Raw genomic sequence first — 22,517 nt, forward strand, 5'->3', positions numbered from 1 at the left:
CGCGCTGAAGCGCTCTCGTAGCCGTGCTGCGGCGCCGGGATCCGACTTTCAGGCGCTCGCCCCTTGATGCGGGCCCACACCGCGCACCGCCTGCCGCGACGTCGAGCGCCCTGCTTGATCGACGTCCCACCCGTCGTTGCCCTGTAGGGTGGGCAAGCTTTGCTTGCCCACCATGACGGTTCAGGGGAAACGGTGGGCAAGCAAGCTTGCCCACCCTACGCCAGGCCCCATGGCGGTGGTGATGGCAACGGATCGATGCGCAAAAGCGGGAAGCGGCGCAATCGCGCCGCTTCAAATGAAGGAAGCCCTGGGTCCCCGCCTGCGCGGGGATGACGAGACGCTATTCGATCGCCTGCGCCGCATCCGCCAGCGCAGGCCTTCCCAACCGTCCCGACGTCAACCGCAAGGCGCGCCCGCAGCGTGCCGCCAGCTGCTCGTCGTGCGTCACCATCACGAAGGCCGTCCCGCGTTCGCGCGCGAGCCGCAGCATCAGCGCGAACACGCCGTCGGCGGTGCCGCGATCGAGGTTGCCGGTGGGTTCGTCCGCCAGCACGCAGGCCGGGTGCGACACCAACGCCCGCGCGATCGCCACGCGTTGGCGTTCGCCGCCGGACAGCTCCGCCGGCCGGTGCCGCATCCGATCCTTCAGGCCCACCGCCTCCAGCATCTCCGCGGCCTGGCGGTGCATCTGCTCGATGGGCATGCGCCGGATCCGCAGCGGCATGCCGACGTTGTCCAGCGCGCTGAATTCCGGCAGCAGGTGGTGGAACTGGTAGACGAAACCGAGGTGCGCGTTGCGCAGACGGCCCTGCTCCGCGGCGTCGAGCTTCGACAGCTCGCGGCCCATCAGCTGCACGGAACCCGAGGTCGGCGCATCGAGGCCGCCCAGCAGGTGCAGCAGCGTGCTCTTGCCCGAGCCCGAAGCGCCGACGATCGCCAGCGTCTCCCCGGCATGCACCTCGATGTCGACGCCGTGCAGAACCTCCACGTCCAGCCCGCCCTCCGAAAAGCGCTTGGTCAGGCCCTGGCAGGCCAGCACGACGCCGGTATGCGGCGTGACTGAGCCGCCGCCGGGCCGCCCCAAGGCGGCGAACGCCCCCTCGGGGGGCAGCGACGAAGCGGATGCGGCGAGCGTGGGGGCTCCCATGACTTCATTCATAGCGCAGTGCCTCTGCAGGGTTGACGCGGCTGGCGCGCCAGCTCGGATACAGCGTCGCCACGAAGGACAGAACCAGCGAGATCAGCGCGATCGGCAAGATGTCGGAGGACTGCGGGTCGCTGGGCATGCGGCTGATCAGGTAGATGTCCTTGGGCAGGAAGCTCGCGTTGAGCGCGCGCTCCAGGGCCGGCACGATCACGTCGATGTTGGCCGCGATGCCGAGCCCCAGGAGCAGTCCCGCCAGCGTGCCGATCACGCCGACGGCGGCGCCCTGCACCACGAAGATCCCCATGATGCTGCCCGGGCTCGCGCCCAGCGTGCGCAGGATGGCGATGTCGGCGCGCTTGTCGGTCACGGTCATCACCAGCGTGCTCACCAGGTTGAAGGCGGCCACGGCGACGATCAGCGTGAGGATGATGAACATCATGCGTTTTTCGAGCTGCACGGCCGCGAACCAGGTGCGGTTCTGGCGGGTCCAGTCGCGCACCAGGAAGTCCCCGGTCAGGGTGGTCGTGAGTTCCGCGGCGACATCGCGCGCCCGGTGCAGGTCGCGCAGCTTCAGCCGCACGCCGGTCGGGCCTTCCAGCCGGAACAGCCGCTGCGCATCCTCCACGTGCATCAGCACGAGGCCGCTGTCGTATTCGAAGTGGCCGGAGTCGAAGGTGCCCACCACCGTCATCTGCTTCAGCCGCGGCACCACGCCGGCCGGCGTGACCTGGCCGCCGGGCGCGATCATCGTGACCGGGTCGCCCTCGCGCACGCCCAGGTTGCGCGCCAGCTCCGCGCCCAGCACGATGTTGAACTGGCCGGGCACCAGCTTGTCCAGGACACCGGGGGAAGTGGCTGCGAGGTCGGTCACCTGCGGCTCCAGCTTCGGGTCGATGCCGCGCACGATGCTGCCCCGCATGTCCTCCCCGCGCGCCAGCAGCGACTGCGCCGCCACGAAGGGCGCCGCGCCGACCACCTCCGGATTGCGGCGCACTTCGGCCAGCGTGCGGTTCACGTCCTGCAGCACGCCGCCGCCGGGCCCGTACACCTCGATGTGCGAGACGACGCTCAGCATGCGGTCGCGCACCTCCTTCTGGAAGCCGTTCATGACCGACAGCACGATGATCAGCGCCGCCACGCCCAGCGAGATCCCGAGCATCGAGACGCCGGAAATGAAGGAGATGAAGCCGTTGCGCCGGGTGGCCCGGCCGGCGCGGGTGTAGCGCCAGCCCAGCACGAGCTCGTAAGGAAGGGCCATGGTGCCCCTTCAGTGGGTGGTATCCATCGGCCGGCATTGTGGCATCCCCGACAATACGGATGTGTCAGACGGAGTCCACTTGCTCGTTCCCTTCGCCAGCTGCGCTCCGCCCGAGTGCGCGCAGGCCTTCCGTGGCCTGCAGCTGCCCCACCTGCAGCGGCTGATGCGCCGCCTGGGCGTGGAGAGCGAGGAGCGGGGGGACCCGCACAGCCTGTCGACCCCGCACGAGCGCATCCTGGCCCGTTCCCGCGGCCTGGGGGCCGCCGACGGCCTGATCCCCTTCGCCGCCCTGCAGGTGCAGCAGGCCGGCCAGGATCCCGCCGGCGACGGCTGGGCCTGGATCACCCCCGCGCACTGGCGGGTCGGCCGCGACCACGTCGCCATGGCACATCCGCAGGACCTGCAACTCGACGCCGGCGATTCCCGGGCGCTGCTGGAGGCCATGCGGCCGTACTTCGAGGAGGACGGCATCACCCTGGCGTACGATGCGCCCCTTCGCTGGCTGGCGCGCGGCGAGCTGTTCCGCGCGCTGCCCACCGCCTCGCTGGACCGCGTGATGGGTCGCACGATCGATCCCTGGATGCCTTCCGGCGAGGCCGGCCGGCCGCTGCGCCGGCTGCAACAGGAAATGCAGATGCTCCTCTACACCCTGCCGCTCAACGACGAGCGCCAGCGCGGCGGGCTGCTGCCCGTCAACTCCTTCTGGGCGAGCGGCAGCGGCGCGCTGCCGGCGGCGCGGCCGCCCCTGCCCAATTCCCTGCAACTCACGCCTGACCTGCGCGACACAGCCCTGCTCCACGACTGGCGCGGCTGGGCCGCGGCCTGGCAGCAACTGGACACGCGCGAGTGCGCCCGGCTGAACACGGAACTCGATCGCGGCCGCGAGGTGCGCATCACGCTGTGCGGCGAAGCCGGCGCGCGCACCTGGTCGTCGACCGCGGCGAGCGCCTGGAAACGCCTCGCCGGCCTGTTCAGCGCGCCCTCGCTGCCGGCGCTCGTGGAAGGCCTGTCGTGAAGATCCTCACCCGTGACGTCCCGCCGCGCGCCGCCTGGGCGCTGGAACAGGCCGGCATCCATCCGCTGCTGGCCCGCCTCTACGCCGCGCGCGGCGTGGCCACCCGCGAGGAGCTGGACAACGGACTGGCGCGCCTGCTGTCCCCCGCCTCGCTGAAGGGCGCGACCGAAGCCGCGAAACTGCTCGCCGACGCGATCGCCGCCGGCCGCAAGCTGTGCATCGTGGCCGACTACGACTGCGACGGCGCCACGGCCTGCGCCGTCGGCGTGCGCGGCCTGCGTTTGCTGGGCGCGCAGAACGTGAGCTACCTGGTGCCGGATCGCGTCGTCGACGGCTACGGCCTCACGCGCCCGATCGCGCAGCGCGTGAAGGCGCAGGGCGCCGACGTGCTGATCACGGTGGACAACGGCATCGCCAGCATCGACGGCGTGGCCGCCGCGCGCGAGCTGGGCCTCGACGTGCTGGTGACCGACCACCACCTGCCGGGTGCCGTCCTGCCCGAAGGCGCGCTGATCGTGAACCCCAACCAGCCCGGTTGCGGCTTCGAGAGCAAGTCGGTCGCCGGTGTCGGCGTGATGTTCTACGTGCTGCTCGCCCTGCGCGCCGAACTGCGCGCGCGCGGCGTCTTCGACGAACGCAGCCAGCCGAAGCTGGATGCGCTGCTGCCGCTGGTGGCGCTCGGCACCGTGGCCGACGTCGTCAAGCTCGATGCCAACAACCGCCGCCTGGTGGCGCAAGGCCTCAAGCGCATCCGCGCCGGCGCGCTGCCCTGCGGCATGACGAGCCTCTTCTCCATCTGCGGCCGCAAGGCGCAGGCGGCGACCACCTTCGATTTCGGCTTCGCGCTGGGCCCGCGCATCAACGCCGCCGGCCGCCTTTCGGACATGACGCTGGGCATCGAATGCCTGCTCACCGACGACGCCGCGCGCGCCGACGAACTCGCGCGCACGCTGGACGGCATCAACCGCGACCGCCGCGAGATCGAGGGCGACATGCGCGACCAGGCGCTCGAAATGGTGGAAGCGATGTTCGAGGAAGGCGACGAGCCGCCGCCGGCGATCTGCGTGTTCGATCCCGACTTCCACGAAGGCGTGGTGGGCATCGTCGCTTCGCGCATCAAGGACAAGCTGCACCGGCCCACCTTCGTGTTCGCCGCGAGCCAGGCGCCGGGCAAGGAAAACGAGCTGAAGGGATCGGGCCGCGCGATCCCCGGCTTCCACCTGCGCGACGCGCTGGACCTCGTGGCCAAGCGCCATCCCGGCGTGCTGCTTCGCTTCGGCGGCCACGCCATGGCGGCGGGCTGCACCATCGCGGAGGAGCACTTCGAGGTGTTCGAGCAGGCGCTCGCGCAGGTCGCGCAGGAGTGGCTCGATGCGGCGACGCTGCTGCGCAGCCTGCACACCGACGGCCCGCTCGCGCCGGAATACCGCCGGCCCGATCTCGTCGACACCCTGCACCAGGAAGTGTGGGGCCAGGGCTTCGCGCCGCCCCTCTTCAGCGAGGAAGTGGAAGTCGTCTCGCAGAAGCTGGTGGGCGAGAAGCACCTGTCGCTGAAGCTGCGCCACCAGGGCCAGGCGGTGGACGGCATCTGGTTCGGCCACACGCAGCCGCTGCCGGCGAAGGTGAAGATCGCTTTCCGCCTCGAGGCGGACGAATGGCAGGGGACGCGGAGGGTGCGCTTCCTGGTGGAAGGCGCGGAGCTGTAGGGTGGGCAAGCTTTGCTTGCCCACCGTTTCAACGTGAGCCGCGATGGTGACGGTCAGGCCGTTCCCAGCACCGGCATCGCCGAATGCTGCGGATCGTCGAAATACGCGAACAGGCGGCTCACCACCGTTTCCAGTTCCCCGTCGTCCATCGCGCGCGCGCAGGCGAGTTGCCACATCGCGTACTCGCAGTCGCCGAGCATCATGTCGGTGTTGACGCAGCGGCCGTGGCCCGCCATCAGCAGCGCGAAGCTCGCGAGCAGGCGCGTGGGACAGTAACGCGGCGAGCCTGGCAGGTCCGGGAAGTCGTCGGCGGGTTCCAGCGAGGAGGCATCCGCGCCGGCAAGCGGGACGATCTGGGAGACGGGGGCGTGCAAGGTGTTCATGGCGGGCCTCAGCGATAGCTGAAACTGACGGGAAGCGCCCCGGCCACCGAAGGCTTGGCGCCCGCGCGCTGCGGCACGTGGCTGGCGTTGTCCACCCGCACGCTGCAGCTTGCGATGGTGGACCCCGGCATGTATTGCAGGCAATCCGCCAGCGCCATCTGGTTCACCGTGAGCTCGTTGTGCCGCGCTTCGGCCTTGCGCATCTGGTGGCTGCACAGGAGCCACAAGGCGAACAGCTGCCCCGCGACGATCGCACCGAGGACCACCCAGAACATGCGGCTGCGCGGATGCTGCGTGCGCGGGTCGATGGCGTTGACGAGGAGGGACATGTGTGGACTTCCGTGACTTGGAAAGATCGTAGGCTTCGTCTCGTTACGCTGCCACCCTCGCCGGCGCGACATGCTGTAGGACAAATTCCTGGCGGGACAATTGGCGTGCGAGCAGCGCGCGACCCCGGTCGCGGACGATCGCGGCACGTCACCGCGCGACGCGCGACGGCGCGTTCGCGCTGCTCTTGCGCGCCATGCACGAAGTTGTTGCGCGCGAGCCACCGGGAGATCGGTGGAAACACGGAGCTGCAGCCACCCGGGCGATGCATCGAACCCAGCGTGCCGATCCACGGGTTCGCGCACCAGACCCGGCGAATCGCGCAGCTTGCAGAGAGATGCGATGAGGTTGGCCGCGAAAAGCGTTTTGCGTCGTCTCGCGCCCTCGAACGTGGAGCGCTCGCGCATCGCCAGGCGCAGTGGCTCGCAGCCAACACCGGCTCACGCTCCGACAGGACGCGGCGCGCACGGCTCCTGAAGGCTTTCGCACTAGCTCTGGGATGGGGCGGTACTCATCCATCCGCCCGAGTGAAGCGAGCGCACACGTGGGGGCATCCTGCACAGGGGCTTCCGGACTACACGGCGCGTGCAATTCCCATCGGTTCGTGCGAGGCGCCGCGGCCTCGCCGGTTCACGCCTTGGGCAGCGTCACCCCGTGCTGGCCCTGGTACTTGCCGCCGCGGTCCTTGTAGCTCACGTCGCACGCCTCGTCGCTCTCGAAGAACAGCACCTGCGCGCAGCCTTCGCCCGCATAGATCTTCGCGGGCAGCGGCGTGGTGTTGGAGAACTCCAGCGTCACGTAGCCTTCCCATTCCGGCTCGAAGGGCGTGACGTTGACGATGATCCCGCAGCGCGCGTACGTGCTCTTGCCCAGGCAGATGGTCAGCACGTTGCGCGGGATGCGGAAGTACTCCAGCGTGCGCGCGAGCGCGAAGCTGTTGGGCGGGATGATGCAGACGTCGTCGTGGAAGTCGACGAAGCTCTTCTCGTCGAAGTTCTTCGGGTCCACCACCGTGCTGTGGATGTTGGTGAAGACCTTGAACTCCGGCGCGCAGCGGATGTCGTAGCCGTAGCTGGAGGTGCCGTAGCTGATGACACGGCGGCCGTCCACCTGGCGCACCTGGTTCGGCTCGAAGGGCTCGATCAGCCCGTGCTGTTCCGCCATGCGGCGGATCCACTTGTCGCTCTTGATGGTCATCGGCGGGGAACTCCTGGCCCGGATTGTAGGTGCCCGGCCATGCCGTCCGGCACGTTGCGATGCCCCGTGCCTTGGCGTACAAAGCAGCGGCCACCGGAGAATTGCCATGTCCAGCGTGCTCCCTTTCAGCAGGGAAGCCGGCCGCGGTCCGACCGTCCTCTGCCTGCACTCCAATGCCAGCCACAGCGGCCAGTGGCGCGGCCTGATGGACCGCCTCGCCGACCGCTTCCGCGTGGTGGCGGTGGATTCCTGGGGCGCGGGGCGCACCGCCGACTGGCCGTCGGACCGAACCATCCAGCTCGCCGACGAGGTGGACCTGCTGGAGCCGCTCCTGCAGCAGGCGTCGGACCCTGCATATCTCGTCGGCCACTCCTACGGCGGGGCCGTGGCGTTGAAAGCCGCACTGCTGCATCCGCACCGCTTCGGCGGACTGGCGCTCTACGAACCGACGCTGTTCGCCCTCGTCGACCGCATCGCCCCGCACGAAGTCGACGGGATCCGCCACGCGGTGGCCGCGGGCTCCGCCCTCCTGGACCGGGGCGATGCCGACGGCGCCGCCGGCGCCTTCATCGACTTCTGGATGGGCCCGGGGAGCTGGGCCGCCACGCCGGCGGACCGCAAGCCGGCGGTGGTCCAGTCCGGCACCAACCTGCGGCGCTGGCGGCATGCGCTGTTCACCGAACCCGCCACGCTGGCCGACCTGCGCAAGCTCGCGATGCCGGTGCTGGTCATGACGGGATCGCGTTCGCAACGCTCCTCGCTGAGCGTGGCCGAACTGCTGCTGCGCACCCTCCCCAATGCCCGCGGCGTCGAGTTCACGTCGCTGGGGCACATGGCGCCGGTGACCGACCCCGACCCGATCAACGCGGAGATCGCCCGCTTCCTCGACGAAGTCGCGCGCTAGGCGCGCGCGTGCACCCGCGCGCCGTCGGCATACACCTCTTGCACCACGCGATCGTCGCCCAGCACGATCAGCGAGAACAGCAGTTCGTCGAGGTCGCGCGCGTGCTGCACCTTGCGCGCGAGCAGCGGCGTCGCCTTCGGATCGAGCACCAGGAAGTCGGCCTCGCAGCCCGCCACCAGGTTGCCGACCACGCCTTCCAGTCCGAGCGCCTGCGCGGCACCCGCCGTGTGCTGCCACCACAGGTGCTGCGGGCGCAGGCTCAGGCCCGGCTTGGTCTGGCCTTCGCGGCCGACGCAGTACGCCGCCAGCATGGTGTGGAAGGGCGAGAAGCTGGTGCCGCCGCCGACGTCGCTCGCCAGCCCGAACTTGAACCCCACGCGCAGCGCGCCCTCGTAATCGAAGAAGCCGCTGCCCAGGAACAGGTTGCTGGTGGGACTCACCGCCGCCGCCGAGCCGGTGTCGCGCATCAGCGCGCGGTCCTCGTCGTCGAAATGGATGCAGTGCGCGTAGATCGCGCGTTCGCGCATCAGCCCGAAGTCCCGGTACACGGACAGGTAGCTGCGGGACGCGGGGAACAGCTCGCGCGCCCAGCGGATCTCGTCCTTGTTCTCCGCCACGTGCGACTGGATCCAGGTGTCGCCGTACCGCGCCGCGAGTTCGCCGGCGCCCCGCAGCTGCGCCTCGCTGCAGCTCGGGGCGAAGCGCGGCGTGATCGCGTAGCCGAGGCGGTCCCGGCCATGCCAGCGGCGGATCAGCGCCTCGGTATCGACCAGCGACTGCTCGGTCTCGTCGCGCACGCCGTCGGGGGAATGGCGGTCCTGCAGCACCTTGCCCGCGATCATGCGCAGGCCGCGCCGTTCGCTCGCCTCCATCAGCGCGTCGACCGACTGCGGATGCGAGGTGCAGAAAGTCAGCGCCGTCGTCACGCCGTTGCGCGCGAGCTCGTCGAGGAAGACTTGCGCCACGCCCTGGGCATAGGCGTGGTCTGCAAACCGCGCCTCGTGCGGGAAGGTGTAGTTCTCCAGCCAGGGCAGCAGGCCTTCCGCCGGCGAACCGATCACGTCGGTCTGCGGGAAGTGCACGTGCAGGTCGATGAAGCCCGGCGCAAGGATGCGCCCGGGCAGGTGCGTCACGCTCACACCAGGAAAGCGATCGGCCAGCGCGCCGTAGGCGCCCGCCGCCCGCACCACCTTGCGCCCGGAGGGATCGGGCCCCACGACCAGCAGGCCGTCTTCCTCGTAGCGGGCGGAGCCGTCGTCGGCGAAGGACAGCAGTGCGGCGCGGAAGGCTTGCATGAAGATCCAGGCTTGATCGGCGGGATCCCGGGTCGAGCCCGGGATGACGGCTATGCCGTCATTGTCTGGCTTTCCCCTGCACGCCCGATACGAGATAGTTCATAGAGAGTATCTGTTCGTCCGTCAGGGCCTGGCCCTTGGCGGCCACCGCCTTGCCTTCGTTGTCGGCGATCGGGCCGGCGAAGGGCTTCAGCTTGCCGGCGGCGATGTCCTTCTGCCGCGCCAGCACCTCGTCCTGCACCGCCTGGGGCACCTTGCTGCCGAAGTAGCCGACGCGGATCATCCCCTCTTTCACGCCGCCCCAGACGTTGCCCGGCTTCCAGCCGCCCTCCAGCACCCGCTGCGTCCGGCGACTGTAGTACTCGCCCCACTGGTGCGTCACGGCGACGATCTGCGCGTCGGGCGCCACCTTGCGCATGTCGGAGTGGTAGGCCACGGCCAGCTTGCCGCGCTCCTGCGCCGCCGCCATCACCGCCGTCGAAGCGGTGTGGAAGGACAGCACGTCGGCGCCCTGGTCCATCAGCGTCATCGCCGCATCGCGTTCCTTGCCCGGATCGAACCACGCATTGAGCCACACGACCTTGACTTGTGCCTTCGGGTTCACCGAGCGCATGCCGAGGGTGAACGCGTTGATGCCCTGCAGCACCTCCGGGATCGGAAAGCCCGCGACATAGCCGGCCACGTGGCTCTTCGTCATGCGTCCGGCCGCGATGCCGGCGAGGTAGCGGCCTTCGTAGTAGCGCGCGTTGGCCGCCGCGACGTTGGCCGACGTCTTGTAGCCCGTGATCGATTCGAACTTCACGTCCGGGAAGTCCCTGGCCACCTTCAGCGTCGGTTCCATGTAGCCGAAGCTGGGCGTGAAGATCAGCTTGTGCCCGGTCGCCGCGAGGTCGCGGATCACGCGCTCCGCATCGGGGCCCTCGGCGACGTTCTCCACGAAGGACGTCTTCACGCGGCCGCCGAACGCGGCCTGCACCGCCTGGCGGCCTTCCTCGTGCTGGCGCACCCAGCCGGCCTCGGTGACCGGCGCGACATACACGAAGCCCACCTTGAGCGGCTCGCTCTTCTGCGCGTGCGAAGGGAAGATGAAAAGTGCGGCCGACGCAAGGCCGGCTGCGAGGTTTTTATACATGGTGTTCCTCTACATGGCCCCGGATGCGAACAAGAAAAAAGGCCGCCGGGGCGCGACCTCATGCAGGCGATTGTAGGCGTGCTTCCCCCTAGCCCTTGTCGTCGTCGCCGTAGGCCCGGATCCAGCGCTTGACGGTCTCCGCGTCGCGCAGGCGGGTGACCTTGGTCGCCGAATCCAGGAACACCATGATCAGGTTGCGGCCGTCCACCCTGGTCTGCACCAACAGGCATTGGCCGGCTTCCGAGATGTAGCCGGTCTTCTGCAGGCCGATGTTCCACTGGCCGGCGCGCACCAGGCCGTTGCTGTTCACGTAGCGCAGCGAGCCGCCGTCCACCGCGAGCTGGTAGCCGGGCGACGTCGAATACTTGCGCAGCAGCGGACGCTTGTAGGCCGCGGCGGCGAGGATCGCGAGGTCGCGCGCGCTGGAGCGGTTGCGGCTGGAAAGCCCGGTCGGGTCCACGTACTGCGTCTGGTCCATGCCCAGTTGCCGCGCCTTGATGTTCATGGCGCTCACGAAGGCGGGGACGCCGCCGGGGTAGGTGCGCGCCAGCGCATGGGCGGCCCGGTTCTCGCTGGACATCAGGGCGAGGTGCAGCGCCTGCCGGCGCGTCAGCTCGGTGCCGACCTTCAGCCGCGAACTGCTGTGCTTGAGCGTGTCGACGTCGTCGCCCGTGATGCTGAGCTGCTGGTCCAGCGGCAATCCCGCATCGTTGACGATCAGGCCCGTCATCAGCTTGGTGAGCGAGGCGATCGGCCGAACCTCGTCGTCGTTGCGGCTGAACAGCACCTCGCGGGTCTGCTGGTCGATCACGTAGGCCACGCTGGCCTCGAGCGGCAGCTTGTCCGGCGAGGCGGGCAGCGGCGCCGGCTTGCGCGCGAGCACCACCTTCTTCGGGGCGGCGGCCACGGTGCGCTTCTTCGCCTGCGCCACCTTGTGAGTCTTGGCCTTCGCGACCTTCTTCGCCTTGGCCTTCGCGCTCGCCTGCGCCTTCGCCGGCGCCGCGAACGTGTCCATCGGAGCCAGCGCCAGCATCAGCGACAGCAGCGCCGTTCCCCATCCCAGGCCGAGCCTGCGGAGCGCCGGGCGGCCGCGTCCTTCATGCGGATGTGTCATTCCCTCTGAGGGAGGCATCCGTCGGACTAAGTTCCCCTGCTTACGCGGCGTTCACCTACAAACTTCCGGATGCAGGGCAAAGACGCACATCAGGCCTTGGCGAATGCGGCATCCAGCTGGGCCATGTAGTCGCGCTTGCGCGAGGGCGGCGCGAAGCTGCCCTCGAAGCTGTTGCGTGCGAGCCGGTAGGCGTGCTGCGCGTCCAGGCCGGTCGCGGCGAAGGTCTGCAGGAAGTTGTCGTTGAGGTAGCCGCCGAAGTAGGCGGGGTCGTCCGAGTTCACCGTCGCGGCGAGGCCCGCGTCGAGCAGTTCGCGCAGGTTGTGCTGCTCCAGCCTGGGGAAAACGCAAAGCTTGAGGTTCGAGAGCGGGCAGACGGTCAGCGGGATGCGCTCCTGCGCCAATCGCTTCATCAGCGCGGGGTCCTTGGTGGACTGCACGCCGTGGTCGATGCGTTCGACCTTCAGCACGTCCAGCGCCGACCAGATGTAGGCGGGTGGTCCCTCCTCACCGGCATGCGCGACCAGGTGCAGCCCCTGCTGGCGGCATTTCGCGAACACGCGCGCGAACTTCTCCGGCGGATGCCCCACTTCGCTGGAATCCAGTCCGACGCCGATGAACTTGTCGCGGAAAGGCAGCGCCTGTTCCAGCGTGTCGAAAGCGCCCTCTTCGCTCAGGTGGCGCAGGAAACAGAGAATCAGTTCCGCATCGACGCCGATCCGCTTCGCGTCCTGGCAGGCGCGATACAGGCCGTCGATGACCGTCTCCATCGCCACGCCGCGCGCGGTATGCGTCTGCGGGTCGAAGAAGATTTCCGCGCGCAGCACGTTGTCCGCCTTCGCCTTCTGCAGGTAGGCCCAGGCCATGTCGTAGAAGTCCTGGGCCTGCAGCAGCACGCTCGCGCCGGCGTAGTAGATGTCCAGGAAGCTTTGCAGGTTCGTGAACGCGTAGGCGCGGCGCAGTTCTTCGACGCTCGCGTAAGGGATCGCCACGCCGTTGCGCTGCGCGAGCCGGAAGATCAGCTCGGGCTCCAGCGAACCTTCGATGTGGATGTGCAACTCGGCCTTGGGCATGGCGGCGAGCAGCGCGGGCAGGCGATCGAGCGGCACGTGCGGGACAGCGGTCATCGGCAGGCTCCGTGGGTGATTCCTGAATGCCCTGGATCCCCGCCTGCGCGGGGATGACGGGGAAGGGACCGTCATTCCCGCGCAGGCGGGAACCCAGGGCGTCGAAAAACAAAAAGGGCCGCGCGAGCGGCCCTTTGCGCCTTGCGAAGCAAGCTTACTTCTTGTCCCCGCCCGGCACCTTGCCTTCCACGCCCTTGACGTAGAAGTTGACGCCGCCCAGGAACTTGTCGTCGGCGACGGCGTCCTTGGCCAGCACTTCCTTGCCAGTGTTGTCGGCCAGCGGGCCCTTCCAGATCTGGTAGCTGCCGTCCTTCAGGCCGGCCTTCACCTTCTCCAGCTGCTGCTTGGCGGAGTCGGGCACGTCGGCGGCGACGGAGACGAAGTCGATCGCGCCTTCCTTCACGCCCCACCACGTCTGGCCGGTGCTCCACTTGTTCTCCAGCACGTCGCGCACGGCCTTCACGTAGTACGGGCCCCAGTTGATCACCGCGGAGCCGAGGTGCGCCTTGGGACCGTAGCTGGTCATGTCGCTGTCCCAGCCGAAGGCGCGCTTGCCCATCTTCTCGGCGGTCTGCAGCACGGCGGACGAATCCGTGTTCTGCATCAGGACGTCGGCGCCGCCGTTGATCAGCGACGTCGCGGCGGCCGTCTCGTTCGGCGGATCGAACCACTTGCCCACCCAGACGACGCGGGTCTTGACCTTCGGGTTCACCGACTGCGCGCCCAGCGTGAAGGCGTTGATGTTGCGCACGACTTCGGGGATCGGCACCGAGCCCACCACGCCCAGCGTGTTGGTCTTGGTCATCGCGCCGGCGATCACGCCCGCCATGTACGCGCCTTCGTAGGTGCGGCTGTCGTAGGTGCGCAGGTTGTCGGCCGTCTTGTAGCCGGTGGCGTGCTCGAACTTCACGTCCTTGAAGTCCTGCGCCACCTTCCCCATCGGCTCCATGTAGCCGAAGGTCGTGCCGAAGATCAGCTTGTTGCCGCCGGAGGCCATCTCGCGGATCACGCGCTCGGCGTCGGCCGACTCGGGCACGTTCTCGACGAAGCTGGTCTGCACCTTGTCGCCGAATTCCTTCTCCACCGCCTTGCGGCCGTTGTCGTGGGCGTAGGTCCAGCCGCCGTCGCCCACCGGGCCGACGTAGGCGAAGGCGATCTTGAGCTTCTCGGCGGCGGGCGCGGGAGCCGAAGCGGCGGCCGTGGGAGCGGGGGCGGGTGCCGGAGCCGGCGCCGGTGGTTCGGACTTGCTGCAGGCCGCGATGCCCGCGACGGCGGCCGCGAGCGCGGCAGCCTTCAGCAGCGAGCGTTTCTTCAGGTCGGTCATTGTGGTCCTCTGGGGAGGGTTGGGGCTAAAGGGAAGATTATGAGCCGGGATAGAACGGCTTTCCAAGGGAGGCCGGCATGTTGACGCGGATCCACGCCGGGTTCCGCGAGATCAGCGCCAGCACCACGATGGTGGCGAGGTAGGGCAGCATGTTGAGGAACTCGCTGGCCACGTCGACGCCGGTGGCCTGCAGGTGGTATTGCAGCATCGTCACGCCGCCGAACAGGTAGGCGCCCAGCAGCACGCGGCCGGGCCGCCAGGTGGCGAAGGTGGTGAGCGCCAGCGCGATCCAGCCGCGGCCCGCCGTCATGCCTTCCACCCACAGGGGCGTGTAGATGATGACGAGGTAGGCGCCGGCCAGGCCGCACAGCGCGCCGCCCGCGATCAGCGCCGTCAGGCGGATCATGCGCACCGGGTAGCCGAGCGCATGCGCCGACTCCGGCGACTCGCCCACCGAACGCAGCACCAGTCCGGCGCGGGCGCGGTACAGGAACCACACGAGCCAGATCGCGAGGCCGATGGTGAGGTAGACGAGCGGGTGCTGGCGGAACAGCGCGGGGCCCACCAGCGGGATGTCGCCCAGCAGCGGGATGGCGAAATGCGGCCGCTCCGGCAGCTTCTCCTGCACGTAGGAGATGCCGGCGAAGGCGGAGAAGCCGACGCCGAACAGGCTCAATGCGAGACCGGTGGCGTACTGGTTGGTGTTCAGCCAGATCACCAGCACGCCGAGCACGGCGGCGAGCGCGGCGCCGGCCGCGGCGCCCGCGAGGAAGCCGAGGAAGTCGCTGCCGGTGTGCACCACCGTCGCGAAGCCGGCGATGGCCGCGCACAGCATCATGCCTTCGGCGCCGAGATTCACGATGCCGGCCTTCTCGTTGATCAGGAGTCCCAGCGCCGCCAGCGCCAGGATGGTGCCGGCGTTGAGCGTGGAGGCGATCAGCAGGGCGTAGCTTTCCATCACGCGGTCCCCCTCACCATGGCGGTCGGAGCGGCCGGGCCGGAGGAGGCCGGCGCGGGCCGCCATCGCAGCCGGTAGGCCATCAGCGTGTCGCAGGCCAGCAGCGTGAACAGCAGCAGGCCCTGGAACACGCCGGTCAGCGACTTGGGCAGGCCCAGGCGCGACTGCGCCAGTTCGCCGCCGATGTAGAACATGCTCATGAGGATGGCGGAGAACACCATGCCCACCGGATGCAGGCGGCCGACGAAGGCCACGATGATCGCGGCGAAGCCGTAGCCCGCCGGCACGTAAGGCGTGAGCTGGCCGATCGGGCCCGCCACTTCCAGCGCGCCCGCCAGGCCGGCGGCGCCGCCGGACACCAGAAGCGCGACCCACAGCGCCTTGCGCGAGGAGAAACCGGCGTAGCGCGCCGCCGCCGGCGCGAGTCCGCCCACCTGCTGCGCGAAGCCGGCACGGGTGCGGAACAGGAAGACCCACAGCGCCGCCACGCCCGCCAAGGCGATCAGCGTGCCGATGTTCACGCGCGATCCCTTCACCAGCCGCGGGATCTGCGTGGCGGCCTCGAAGGTCTTGGTCTGCGGGAAGTTGTAGCCGCCGGGATCCTTCCAGGGGCCGAACACCAGGTAGTTGAGCACCAGCGTCGCGACGTACACCAGCATCAGGCTCACCAGGATCTCGTTGGCGTTGAACCGGTCGCGCAGCAGGCCGGTGAGCGCCGCCCAGGCCATGCCGCCGATCACGCCCGCCAGCAGGATCGCGACGACGATGAAGCCGCTGGTGTTCTTGCCCGCCATCAGCGCCACGCCACCGGCGACCACGGCGCCGATCACGAACTGACCCTCGGCGCCGATGTTCCAGACGTTGGAGCGGAAGCATACGGCGAGGCCCAGTGCGATCAGCAGCAGCGGCGTGGCCTTCACCAGCAGCTCGCCGATGCGGTAGCCGTTGCTGAGCGGCTCCCAGAAGAAGACCCTGAGGCCTTGCACGGGATCCTTGCCCAGCGCCGCGAACAGCAACGTGCCCAGGATCACCGTGATGCCCAGAGCCAGAACGGGCGAAGCGAGGCTCCAGAACTTCGAGCTCTCGGGACGGGGTTCGAGTTTCAACATGTCTTACTTCCCCTGATGGAATTGCTCCCTCTCCCCCTTGGGGAGAGGGTTGGGGTGAGGGGCGCTGGGGGCGCCCGCCCCCTCCCGGATCGGCTTCACCACCCACAACCCGCTCATCCACTCGCCGATCTGCGTCACCGTCGCCCGCGCCCTGTCGACGCTCGGCGACAACCGTCCCTTGGCGATCACGTGCAGCCGGTCGCTGATCTCGAACAGCTCCTCGAGCTCCTCCGACAGCACCAGCACCGCGCAGCCGGCATCGCGCAGCGCGAGGATCGCCGAGCGGATCTGCGCCGACGCGCCGACGTCGACGCCCCAGGTCGGCTGCGACACGATCAGCAGCTTCGGCTTCGCATCGATCTCGCGGCCGACGATGAACTTCTGCAGGTTGCCGCCCGACAGCGACTTCGCCGCCGCATCCGGCCCGCCCGCCTTGACGTTGAAGCGCTTGATGATGTCGGCGGCCTGCTGCTTCAGCGACCCCACCGAGATCCACCCGCTGCGTCCCACCGTCTCGGTGCGCGTGAGCAGCAGGTTCTGCGACAGGCTCAGGCTCGGCACGGCACCGCGGCCCAGGCGCTCCTCGGGCACGAAGTGCAGGCCCAGATGGCGGCGATGCGAAGGACCGAAACGGCCGACCGGCTTGCCCGCCACCTGGATCGCGTCCGGCGCGGCGCGCGTGTCCTCGCCGGAAAGCGCGAACAGCAGCTCGCGCTGGCCGTTGCCCGACACGCCGGCGATGCCCACCACCTCCCCGGCGCGCACGTCGAAGGAGATGTCGTCGAGGTCGTGGCCGAACTGGTCTTCCCCCGGCAGCGTGAGGGCCTGCACGCGCAGCACCACCTCGCCGGGCTGGCGCTCGTGGTGTTCCAGCTCCGGCGGCTCGGCGCCGATCATCAGCCGCGAGAGCGAGGCATTGCTTTCGCGCCGCGGGTCGGTCACGCCGGTGACCTTGCCGCCGCGCAGCACCGTGCAGGCCGTGCACAGCTCGCGGATCTCGTGCAGCTTGTGGCTGATGTAGAGGATGCTGCAGCCTTCGGACGCGAGCTGCTTGAGCACCACGAACAGCTTCTCCACCGCCTGCGGCGTCAGCACCGACGTCGGCTCGTCGAGGATCAGCAGCTTGGGGTTGGTGAGCAGCGCGCGGATGATCTCCACCCGCTGCATCTCGCCGACCGACAGCGTGTGCACGGGGCGTGCGGGATCGACGTCCAGGCCGTACTCGCGCGCCTTGGCGGTGATGCTGTGCGTCACCTGGTTCAGCGTGAGGCTCTTGTCCAGGCCCAGCCACACGTTCTCCGCCACCGTGAGCGTGTCGAACAGGCTGAAATGCTGGAACACCATGCTGATGCCCAGCGCCCGCGCCTCCTGCGGGTTGCGGATGTGCACCGGCTGGCCGTCGAACAGCACGCTGCCCTCGTCGGGCTTGACCGCGCCGTAGATGATCTTCATCAGCGTCGACTTGCCGGCGCCGTTTTCGCCGAGCACCGCATGGGTCTCGCCGGGCTGCACGGTCAGCGACACGTCGTCGTTCGCCACCACGGTGGGATAGCGCTTGGTGATGTGCGCGAGCTGGAGTCGCGGGATGCTCACAAGTTTGTCTCCTGGCTTATTTCAGCGAAGCGGCCACGGCCTTCACCCGTTCGCGCAGCCAGCGGCCGGCGGCGGACTGGTGGGTCCGCTCGTGCCAGAGCTGGTAGTAGACGAGTGCGGGGAAGTCCACGGGGCACTTCAGGATCTGCACGGGCAGGCGGTCGGTGAACCGCTCGCAGAACTGCCGGCCGGTGGTCAGGACCAGCAGGCTGGAGGCCACCATGCGCGGAAGCAGGCCGAAGTGCGGGCAACGGGCCGTGATGTGACGGGCCAATCCCTGCCCTTCGAGGAATTCGTCGATCACGCCGCGCGCGCCGGGGTGCGTGGGCGTGGGCGCGATGTGCTCGCATTCGAGCCAGCTCTCCTGCGTCCAGCCCCGCTTCACCGCGGGATGGTCGCGCGAGACCAGGCATACGATCTCGTCCGAGAACAGCTTGCCCAGGTGCAGGTCTTCGGGCGGCTGGAGCCAGTTGCCCACCACGACGTCGACCTGGCCCTCCGCCAGCTGCGCGTGGTAGTCGGCGGCGGCGGACAGCGGATGGATCTCGATCTGCGAAAACGGCGCCTCGGACTTCACGACCGACACCAGCTGCGGCAGGAACTGCGGATCCAGGTAATCGGCAGCGGCCACGCGGAAGGTGGTGGTCGCGGTCTGCGGCTCGAAGCCGCGCGCATCGGAGAACAGCATCTCCGCGGCGCGCAGGATGCTTGCGCTGGGCTCGATCATGCGCAGGCCCGCATCGGTGGGCACCATGCCGGCGCCCGAGCGCACCAGGAGAGGGTCCCCCGCGAGTTCGCGCAGTCGCTTGAGCGAAGCGGAAACGGCCGGCTGGTACATGCCCAGCTTCAGTGCGGCCCTCGAGACGCTGCGTTCGGTCAACACGGTATGCAAGACCCTGATCAAGTGGAGGTCTATCTTGTCGAAAAGAGCCTGGTCTCTCATACCTTTGCCTGCATTTCGCCCATATGGGCGCCGATATGCGAAGCCCGAGGGTTGCCCCTAACCTCGCTGCATCACGAGGAATTGACCCATACTGAACCGAATGGAATCCAAGACGATCCGATTTGTCCGGCGCGGCGAACTCGTCAGCGTGGCCAATGTACCACCCGACCGCACGCTGCTGGAGGTGCTGCGGGAGGACCTTTCCTGCACCGGAACCAAGGAAGGTTGCGGCGAAGGCGACTGCGGCGCCTGCACGGTGGTGCTGGGCGAAGCACGCGACGGACGGCTCGAATACAAGGCGATCAACAGTTGCATCCGGCTGGCGCATTCGGTCGATGGACTCGCGCTTTGGACCGTGGAAGACCTGGCGGACGACGACGGCACGTTGCACCCGGCGCAGGAGGCCATGGTCCGGTGCCACGGCTCGCAATGCGGCTTCTGCACGCCCGGCTTCGTGATGAGCCTGTTCGGCATGTACCAGAACCACGTGTGCCGGGAAAAGGCGATCACCCGCGAACTCGCGCAGGAGGAACTGTCGGGCAACCTGTGCCGCTGCACGGGCTACCGGCCCATCCTCGACGCCGCGCAGCAGATGGCGGAACTGCCCCGCCGCACAGTGGACGAACCGGCGGTCGTGGCGAAGCTCGAGGAACTGGCCAGCCGGCGGACCCCGTCGGTCTCGGGCTATCTCGCTCCGCGCTCTCTGCCGGAGCTGCTCTCGCTGCGCGCGCAGCATCCGGACGCACAGATCGTCGCCGGCTGCACCGACGTCGGCCTGTGGGTGACCAAGATGCACATGCAGTTCTCCCGCGTGCTGGATGTGACGCGCGTGGAGGAACTGCGCCGCATCGAGCGCTATGACAACCACATCGCCATCGGCGCGGCGGCGACGCTGACCGAGGCCTACGATGCATTGATCGAGGATCGGCCGCAGCTCAAGACGTTCGCCAACCGCTTCGCCGGGCTGCCGGTGCGCAATTCGGGCACGCTGGGCGGCAACGTCGCCAACGGCTCGCCGATCGGCGATTCGATGCCGCTGCTGATCGCGCTGGGCGCGCACGTGGTGTTGCTGTCGCAGCGCGGGCACCGCGACCTTCCGCTGGAGCGGTTCTACACCGGCTACCGCAAGAACGTGCTGGCGCCGGATGAAGTGGTGGCGTGGATCAAGGTGCCGCGTCCCGCTCCCGGCGAATTGCTTCGCGCCTACAAGATCTCCAAGCGCTACGACGACGACATCTCCGCGGTGTGCCTGGTGGTGAATGCGCGCATCGAGGAGGGTGTGACGGTGCAGGTCGGCATCGGCGCCGGCGGCGTGGCGGCGACACCCGTGCGCGCCTTGCAGGCCGAAGCGGTGCTGCGCGGCCAGCCGTGGACGGCGCAGGCCGCGCAAGAGGCCGCCGCGGCGCTGCGCGCCGAGTTCCAGCCGATCAGCGACATGCGCGCGTCCTCGGCCTACCGCGCCGAAGTGCTCGGCAACCTGATGCAGCGCTTCTGGCTGGAAAGCCAGGGCTATGAACACATCAACCTCGAGCTTGTCATCCCGGACTTGATCCGGGACCCAGTGGATGCCGGGTCAAGCCCGGCATGACAAGGGCAAGAACATGAACGCCCCCGAGAAGTACCTCACGACGCCCGCGGCGCAGCCCGCCACGGGCAGCGCGCATTTCCACGAGAGCGCCCGGGCACAGGTCGCCGGCAGCGCCACCTACATCGACGACATCCCCGAGGTGAAGGGCACGCTGCATGCGGCGCCCATCCTGTCGAACGTCGCGCGCGGCAAGCTGCGCAAGGTCGACACCGCCGAAGCGCTGAAGATGGATGGCGTGAAGGGCGTCGTGCTGGCGCAGGACATCCCCGGCGACCCGTTCCTCGCCACCTTCGTGCACGACGAGCCGATCTTCGCGCGCGACACGGTGGAATTCGTCGGCCAGGTGGTCGGCGTCGTGGTGGCCGAGACGGTGATGCAGGCGCGCCGCGCCGCCCGCAAGGTGAAGCTGGACATCGAGCCCCTGCCCGCGATCGTCGACGTGCGCGAGGCCGCGAAGCAGCAAAGCTTCGTGCTGCCGCCGGTGACGGTGCGCCGCGGCGAACCCGAGCAAGGCATCGCGAAAGCGCCGCACCGCCTCGCCGGCACGCTGGAGGTGGGCGGCCAGGAACACTTCTACCTGGAAGGCCAGGTCGGTTACGCGCTGCCGCTGGAGCAGGACAACTGGTGGATCTACTCCAGCACGCAGCATCCGGGCGAGGCGCAGCACTGGGTCGCGCACGCGCTGGGCATCGAGATCCATGCGGTGACGGTCGAATGCCGGCGCATGGGCGGCGGCTTCGGCGGCAAGGAGACGCAGTCGGGCCACATCGCCGTGTGGGCCGCGCTCGCCGCTCGCAAGCTGAAGAAGCCGGTGAAGCTTCGGCTGGACCGCGACGACGACTTCATGGTGACCGGCAAGCGCCATCCCTTCGCCTACGACTACGAGGTGGGTTACGACGACACCGGCCGCCTCACGGGCCTGAAACTGGTGCTGATGGCCAACTGCGGCTGGACCGCCGACCTGAGCGGGCCGGTGGCCGACCGCGCCGTCTTCCACGTCGACAACGCCTACTTCCTCGGCGACGTGGAGATCGTGTCCTATCGCTGCAAGACCAACGTGCAGAGCCACACCGCCTTCCGCGGTTTCGGCGGGCCGCAGGGCATGATCGTGATGGAGGCGATCCTCGGCGACGTGGCGCGGGCGCTGGGCAAGGACCCGCTCGACGTGCGCAAGGCGAACCTGTACGGCATCGGGGAGCGCAACGTCACGCACTACCAGATGCCGGTGGAGGACAACATCCTCGAGCCGCTGATCTCGCGGCTGGAGGAGAGCTCGCGGTACCGCGCGCGGCGCGAGCAGATCGCGCGCTGGAACGCGAACAGTCCGGTGATCAAGCGCGGGCTCGCGCTCACGCCGGTCAAGTTCGGCATCTCCTTCACCGCCACCTTCTTCAACCAGGCCGGCGCGCTGGTGCACGTCTACACCGACGGCAGCGTGCAGGTGAACCACGGCGGCACCGAGATGGGCCAGGGCCTGCACACCAAGGTGCTGCAGGTGGTGGCGGACGAACTGGGCGTGCCCTTCGAGCGGGTGCGCATCAGCGCCACCGACACCAGCAAGGTGCCCAACGCCAGCGCCACGGCGGCGTCGAGCGGCACCGACCTCAACGGCCGTGCCGCGCAGTTCGCGGCGCGCCGGGTGCGGCAGCGCCTGGCCGACTACGTCGCCGAAAAGCAGAACTGCAAGCCCGAGCAGGTGGTCTTCGCCCACGGCCAGGTGAGCGCGCCCGACGCGGTGATGACGTGGGAACAGCTGGTGGAAGACGCCTACAAGTCGCGGGTGCAGCTGTGGAGCGACGGCTTCTACAAGACGCCCAAGATCCACTACGACAAGCACACGCTGACCGGCCGGCCCTTCTACTACTTCGCCTACGGCGCGGCCGTCACCGAAGTGGCCATCGACACGCTCACCGGCGAGAACCGCGTGCTGAAGGTGGACATCCTCCACGACGTCGGCAAGTCCATCAACCCGGCGATCGACCTCGGCCAGATCGAGGGCGGCTTCGTCCAGGGCATGGGCTGGCTCACGACCGAGCAGCTGGTGTGGAACGACAAGGGCTACCTCTCCACCCACGCGCCGAGCACCTACAAGATCCCGGCCACGGGCGACCTGCCGCCGCACTTCAAGGTGGACTTCTGGCCGGAAGCCAATCGCGAAGACAACGTCGGCGGCAGCAAGGCCGTCGGCGAACCGCCCTTCATGCTGGCGATCAGCGTGTGGGAGGCGCTGCGCGACGCGGCGGCCGCGGCGCGCGGGGACGGGAAGGTGCACATGGACGCGCCGGCGACGGCGGAGAACGTGCTGAAGGCTTTGAAGGACTGAGCGCGCGACGGACGGTGCGCCCTCGGCCCCACGCGGCGCGCTCCCCGGTACCGATTTCCTATACTGCCCGCAAACGA

Annotated in this window: 19 protein-coding genes; 5 read left to right on the forward strand and 14 right to left on the reverse strand. The window is 68.9% G+C overall.

From position 1 onward, the window contains the following. Positions 1–340: 340 nt before the first annotated feature. Complete coding sequence (gene lolD, locus VF522_RS09360; RefSeq protein WP_330907979.1) at positions 341–1,147, reverse strand: lipoprotein-releasing ABC transporter ATP-binding protein LolD; 807 nt, start codon at positions 1,145–1,147, stop codon at positions 341–343. A 4-nt stretch (positions 1,148–1,151) separates the two neighbouring features. Beyond that, positions 1,152–2,405 carry a lipoprotein-releasing ABC transporter permease subunit gene (locus tag VF522_RS09365; RefSeq protein ID WP_330907980.1) on the reverse strand — a complete coding sequence of 418 codons (1,254 nt, stop codon included), beginning with the start codon at positions 2,403–2,405 and terminating at the stop codon, positions 1,152–1,154. A 79-nt stretch (positions 2,406–2,484) separates the two neighbouring features. Here VF522_RS09365 and VF522_RS09370 point away from each other — a divergent pair, with 79 nt between their 5' ends. Further along, on the forward strand, positions 2,485–3,420 hold the full coding sequence (locus tag VF522_RS09370) for a phosphoglycerate mutase (protein WP_330907981.1): 936 nt from the start codon (positions 2,485–2,487) through the stop codon (positions 3,418–3,420). Further along, positions 3,417–5,126, forward strand: a complete 1,710-nt coding sequence (gene recJ / locus VF522_RS09375; RefSeq protein WP_330907982.1) for a single-stranded-DNA-specific exonuclease RecJ — start codon at positions 3,417–3,419, stop codon at positions 5,124–5,126. Before VF522_RS09370 ends, recJ begins: the two co-directional genes overlap by 4 nt. Before the next feature lie 53 nt (positions 5,127–5,179). On the opposite strand, the gene VF522_RS09380 is transcribed toward recJ, so the two are convergent. The 3 genes from VF522_RS09380 to dcd all read right to left on the reverse strand — a co-directional run bounded on the left by VF522_RS09380 (position 5,180) and on the right by dcd (position 7,033). Continuing rightward, positions 5,180–5,509 (reverse strand): hypothetical protein, encoded by a 330-nt coding sequence (locus VF522_RS09380; RefSeq protein WP_330907983.1) that lies wholly within the window; start codon positions 5,507–5,509, stop codon positions 5,180–5,182. Positions 5,510–5,517: 8 nt separating this feature from the next. Next, entirely contained in the window at positions 5,518–5,838 is a 321-nt protein-coding gene (locus tag VF522_RS09385) for a hypothetical protein (protein ID WP_330907984.1), read from the reverse strand. A 628-nt stretch (positions 5,839–6,466) separates the two neighbouring features. Beyond that, positions 6,467–7,033: a dCTP deaminase gene (gene dcd / locus VF522_RS09390; RefSeq protein WP_330907985.1), complete on the reverse strand. Its 567-nt coding sequence runs from the start codon at positions 7,031–7,033 to the stop codon at positions 6,467–6,469. A 106-nt stretch (positions 7,034–7,139) separates the two neighbouring features. Between dcd and VF522_RS09395 the strand changes: the two genes are divergently transcribed. Continuing rightward, positions 7,140–7,937, forward strand: a complete 798-nt coding sequence (locus tag VF522_RS09395) for an alpha/beta hydrolase (RefSeq protein WP_330907986.1) — start codon at positions 7,140–7,142, stop codon at positions 7,935–7,937. Here VF522_RS09395 and guaD read toward each other — a convergent pair. From guaD to VF522_RS09440, 9 genes are all read right to left on the reverse strand, one after another. Continuing rightward, the gene (gene guaD / locus VF522_RS09400) at positions 7,934–9,232 is read right to left on the reverse strand and encodes a guanine deaminase (protein WP_330907987.1); all 1,299 of its coding nucleotides are present in this window, start codon (positions 9,230–9,232) and stop codon (positions 7,934–7,936) included. The two genes, VF522_RS09395 and guaD, sit on opposite strands and share 4 nt — an antisense overlap. 58 nt (positions 9,233–9,290) lie before the next feature. Further along, entirely contained in the window at positions 9,291–10,364 is a 1,074-nt protein-coding gene (locus VF522_RS09405; RefSeq protein ID WP_330907988.1) for a BMP family ABC transporter substrate-binding protein, read from the reverse strand. An 88-nt stretch (positions 10,365–10,452) separates the two neighbouring features. Beyond that, positions 10,453–11,478 carry a D-alanyl-D-alanine carboxypeptidase family protein gene (locus VF522_RS09410; protein ID WP_330907989.1) on the reverse strand — a complete coding sequence of 342 codons (1,026 nt, stop codon included), beginning with the start codon at positions 11,476–11,478 and terminating at the stop codon, positions 10,453–10,455. An 89-nt stretch (positions 11,479–11,567) separates the two neighbouring features. Further along, on the reverse strand, positions 11,568–12,602 hold the full coding sequence (locus tag VF522_RS09415) for an adenosine deaminase (RefSeq protein WP_330907990.1): 1,035 nt from the start codon (positions 12,600–12,602) through the stop codon (positions 11,568–11,570). Between the two features lie 154 nt (positions 12,603–12,756). Next, on the reverse strand, positions 12,757–13,926 hold the full coding sequence (locus VF522_RS09420) for a BMP family ABC transporter substrate-binding protein (RefSeq protein WP_330907991.1): 1,170 nt from the start codon (positions 13,924–13,926) through the stop codon (positions 12,757–12,759). 37 nt (positions 13,927–13,963) lie between these two features. Next, positions 13,964–14,884 carry an ABC transporter permease gene (locus VF522_RS09425; protein ID WP_330907992.1) on the reverse strand — a complete coding sequence of 307 codons (921 nt, stop codon included), beginning with the start codon at positions 14,882–14,884 and terminating at the stop codon, positions 13,964–13,966. Next, positions 14,884–15,993: an ABC transporter permease gene (locus tag VF522_RS09430; RefSeq protein WP_330907993.1), complete on the reverse strand. Its 1,110-nt coding sequence runs from the start codon at positions 15,991–15,993 to the stop codon at positions 14,884–14,886. Before VF522_RS09430 ends, VF522_RS09425 begins: the two co-directional genes overlap by 1 nt. A 3-nt stretch (positions 15,994–15,996) precedes the next feature. Beyond that, complete coding sequence (locus tag VF522_RS09435) at positions 15,997–17,586, reverse strand: ABC transporter ATP-binding protein (protein WP_330907994.1); 1,590 nt, start codon at positions 17,584–17,586, stop codon at positions 15,997–15,999. Between the two features lie 16 nt (positions 17,587–17,602). Beyond that, positions 17,603–18,529, reverse strand: a complete 927-nt coding sequence (locus VF522_RS09440; protein ID WP_330907995.1) for a LysR family transcriptional regulator — start codon at positions 18,527–18,529, stop codon at positions 17,603–17,605. A 100-nt stretch (positions 18,530–18,629) separates the two neighbouring features. Here VF522_RS09440 and xdhA point away from each other — a divergent pair, with 100 nt between their 5' ends. Together xdhA and xdhB are read left to right on the forward strand one after the other, a co-directional pair. Beyond that, a complete protein-coding gene (xdhA, locus tag VF522_RS09445) occupies positions 18,630–20,117 on the forward strand; it encodes a xanthine dehydrogenase small subunit (RefSeq protein WP_330907996.1) in 1,488 nt (495 codons plus the stop codon). A gap of 13 nt (positions 20,118–20,130) precedes the next feature. Next, entirely contained in the window at positions 20,131–22,440 is a 2,310-nt protein-coding gene (xdhB, locus tag VF522_RS09450) for a xanthine dehydrogenase molybdopterin binding subunit (RefSeq protein ID WP_330907997.1), read from the forward strand. Positions 22,441–22,517: the final 77 nt, after the last annotated feature.

The organism is Ramlibacter sp. (genome assembly GCF_036383835.1).
GTDB lineage: Bacteria > Pseudomonadota > Gammaproteobacteria > Burkholderiales > Burkholderiaceae_C > Ramlibacter.

Excerpts from the sequence above, each read along its gene's own strand:
- guaD (WP_330907987.1), bottom strand. The coding sequence starts at position 9,232 with ATGCAAGCCTTCCGCGCCGCACTGCTGTCCTTCGCCGACGACGGCTCC.
- lolD (WP_330907979.1), bottom strand. The coding sequence starts at position 1,147 with ATGGGAGCCCCCACGCTCGCCGCATCCGCTTCGTCGCTGCCCCCCGAG.
- VF522_RS09420 (WP_330907991.1), bottom strand. The coding sequence starts at position 13,926 with ATGACCGACCTGAAGAAACGCTCGCTGCTGAAGGCTGCCGCGCTCGCG.
- VF522_RS09440 (WP_330907995.1), bottom strand. The coding sequence starts at position 18,529 with ATGAGAGACCAGGCTCTTTTCGACAAGATAGACCTCCACTTGATCAGG.
- VF522_RS09385 (WP_330907984.1), bottom strand. The coding sequence starts at position 5,838 with ATGTCCCTCCTCGTCAACGCCATCGACCCGCGCACGCAGCATCCGCGC.
- VF522_RS09365 (WP_330907980.1), bottom strand. The coding sequence starts at position 2,405 with ATGGCCCTTCCTTACGAGCTCGTGCTGGGCTGGCGCTACACCCGCGCC.
- dcd (WP_330907985.1), bottom strand. The coding sequence starts at position 7,033 with ATGACCATCAAGAGCGACAAGTGGATCCGCCGCATGGCGGAACAGCAC.
- xdhA (WP_330907996.1), top strand. The coding sequence starts at position 18,630 with ATGGAATCCAAGACGATCCGATTTGTCCGGCGCGGCGAACTCGTCAGC.
- VF522_RS09395 (WP_330907986.1), top strand. The coding sequence starts at position 7,140 with ATGTCCAGCGTGCTCCCTTTCAGCAGGGAAGCCGGCCGCGGTCCGACC.
- VF522_RS09380 (WP_330907983.1), bottom strand. The coding sequence starts at position 5,509 with ATGAACACCTTGCACGCCCCCGTCTCCCAGATCGTCCCGCTTGCCGGC.
- VF522_RS09410 (WP_330907989.1), bottom strand. The coding sequence starts at position 11,478 with ATGACACATCCGCATGAAGGACGCGGCCGCCCGGCGCTCCGCAGGCTC.
- VF522_RS09405 (WP_330907988.1), bottom strand. The coding sequence starts at position 10,364 with ATGTATAAAAACCTCGCAGCCGGCCTTGCGTCGGCCGCACTTTTCATC.
- VF522_RS09430 (WP_330907993.1), bottom strand. The coding sequence starts at position 15,993 with ATGTTGAAACTCGAACCCCGTCCCGAGAGCTCGAAGTTCTGGAGCCTC.
- VF522_RS09425 (WP_330907992.1), bottom strand. The coding sequence starts at position 14,884 with ATGGAAAGCTACGCCCTGCTGATCGCCTCCACGCTCAACGCCGGCACC.
- VF522_RS09415 (WP_330907990.1), bottom strand. The coding sequence starts at position 12,602 with ATGACCGCTGTCCCGCACGTGCCGCTCGATCGCCTGCCCGCGCTGCTC.
- xdhB (WP_330907997.1), top strand. The coding sequence starts at position 20,131 with ATGAACGCCCCCGAGAAGTACCTCACGACGCCCGCGGCGCAGCCCGCC.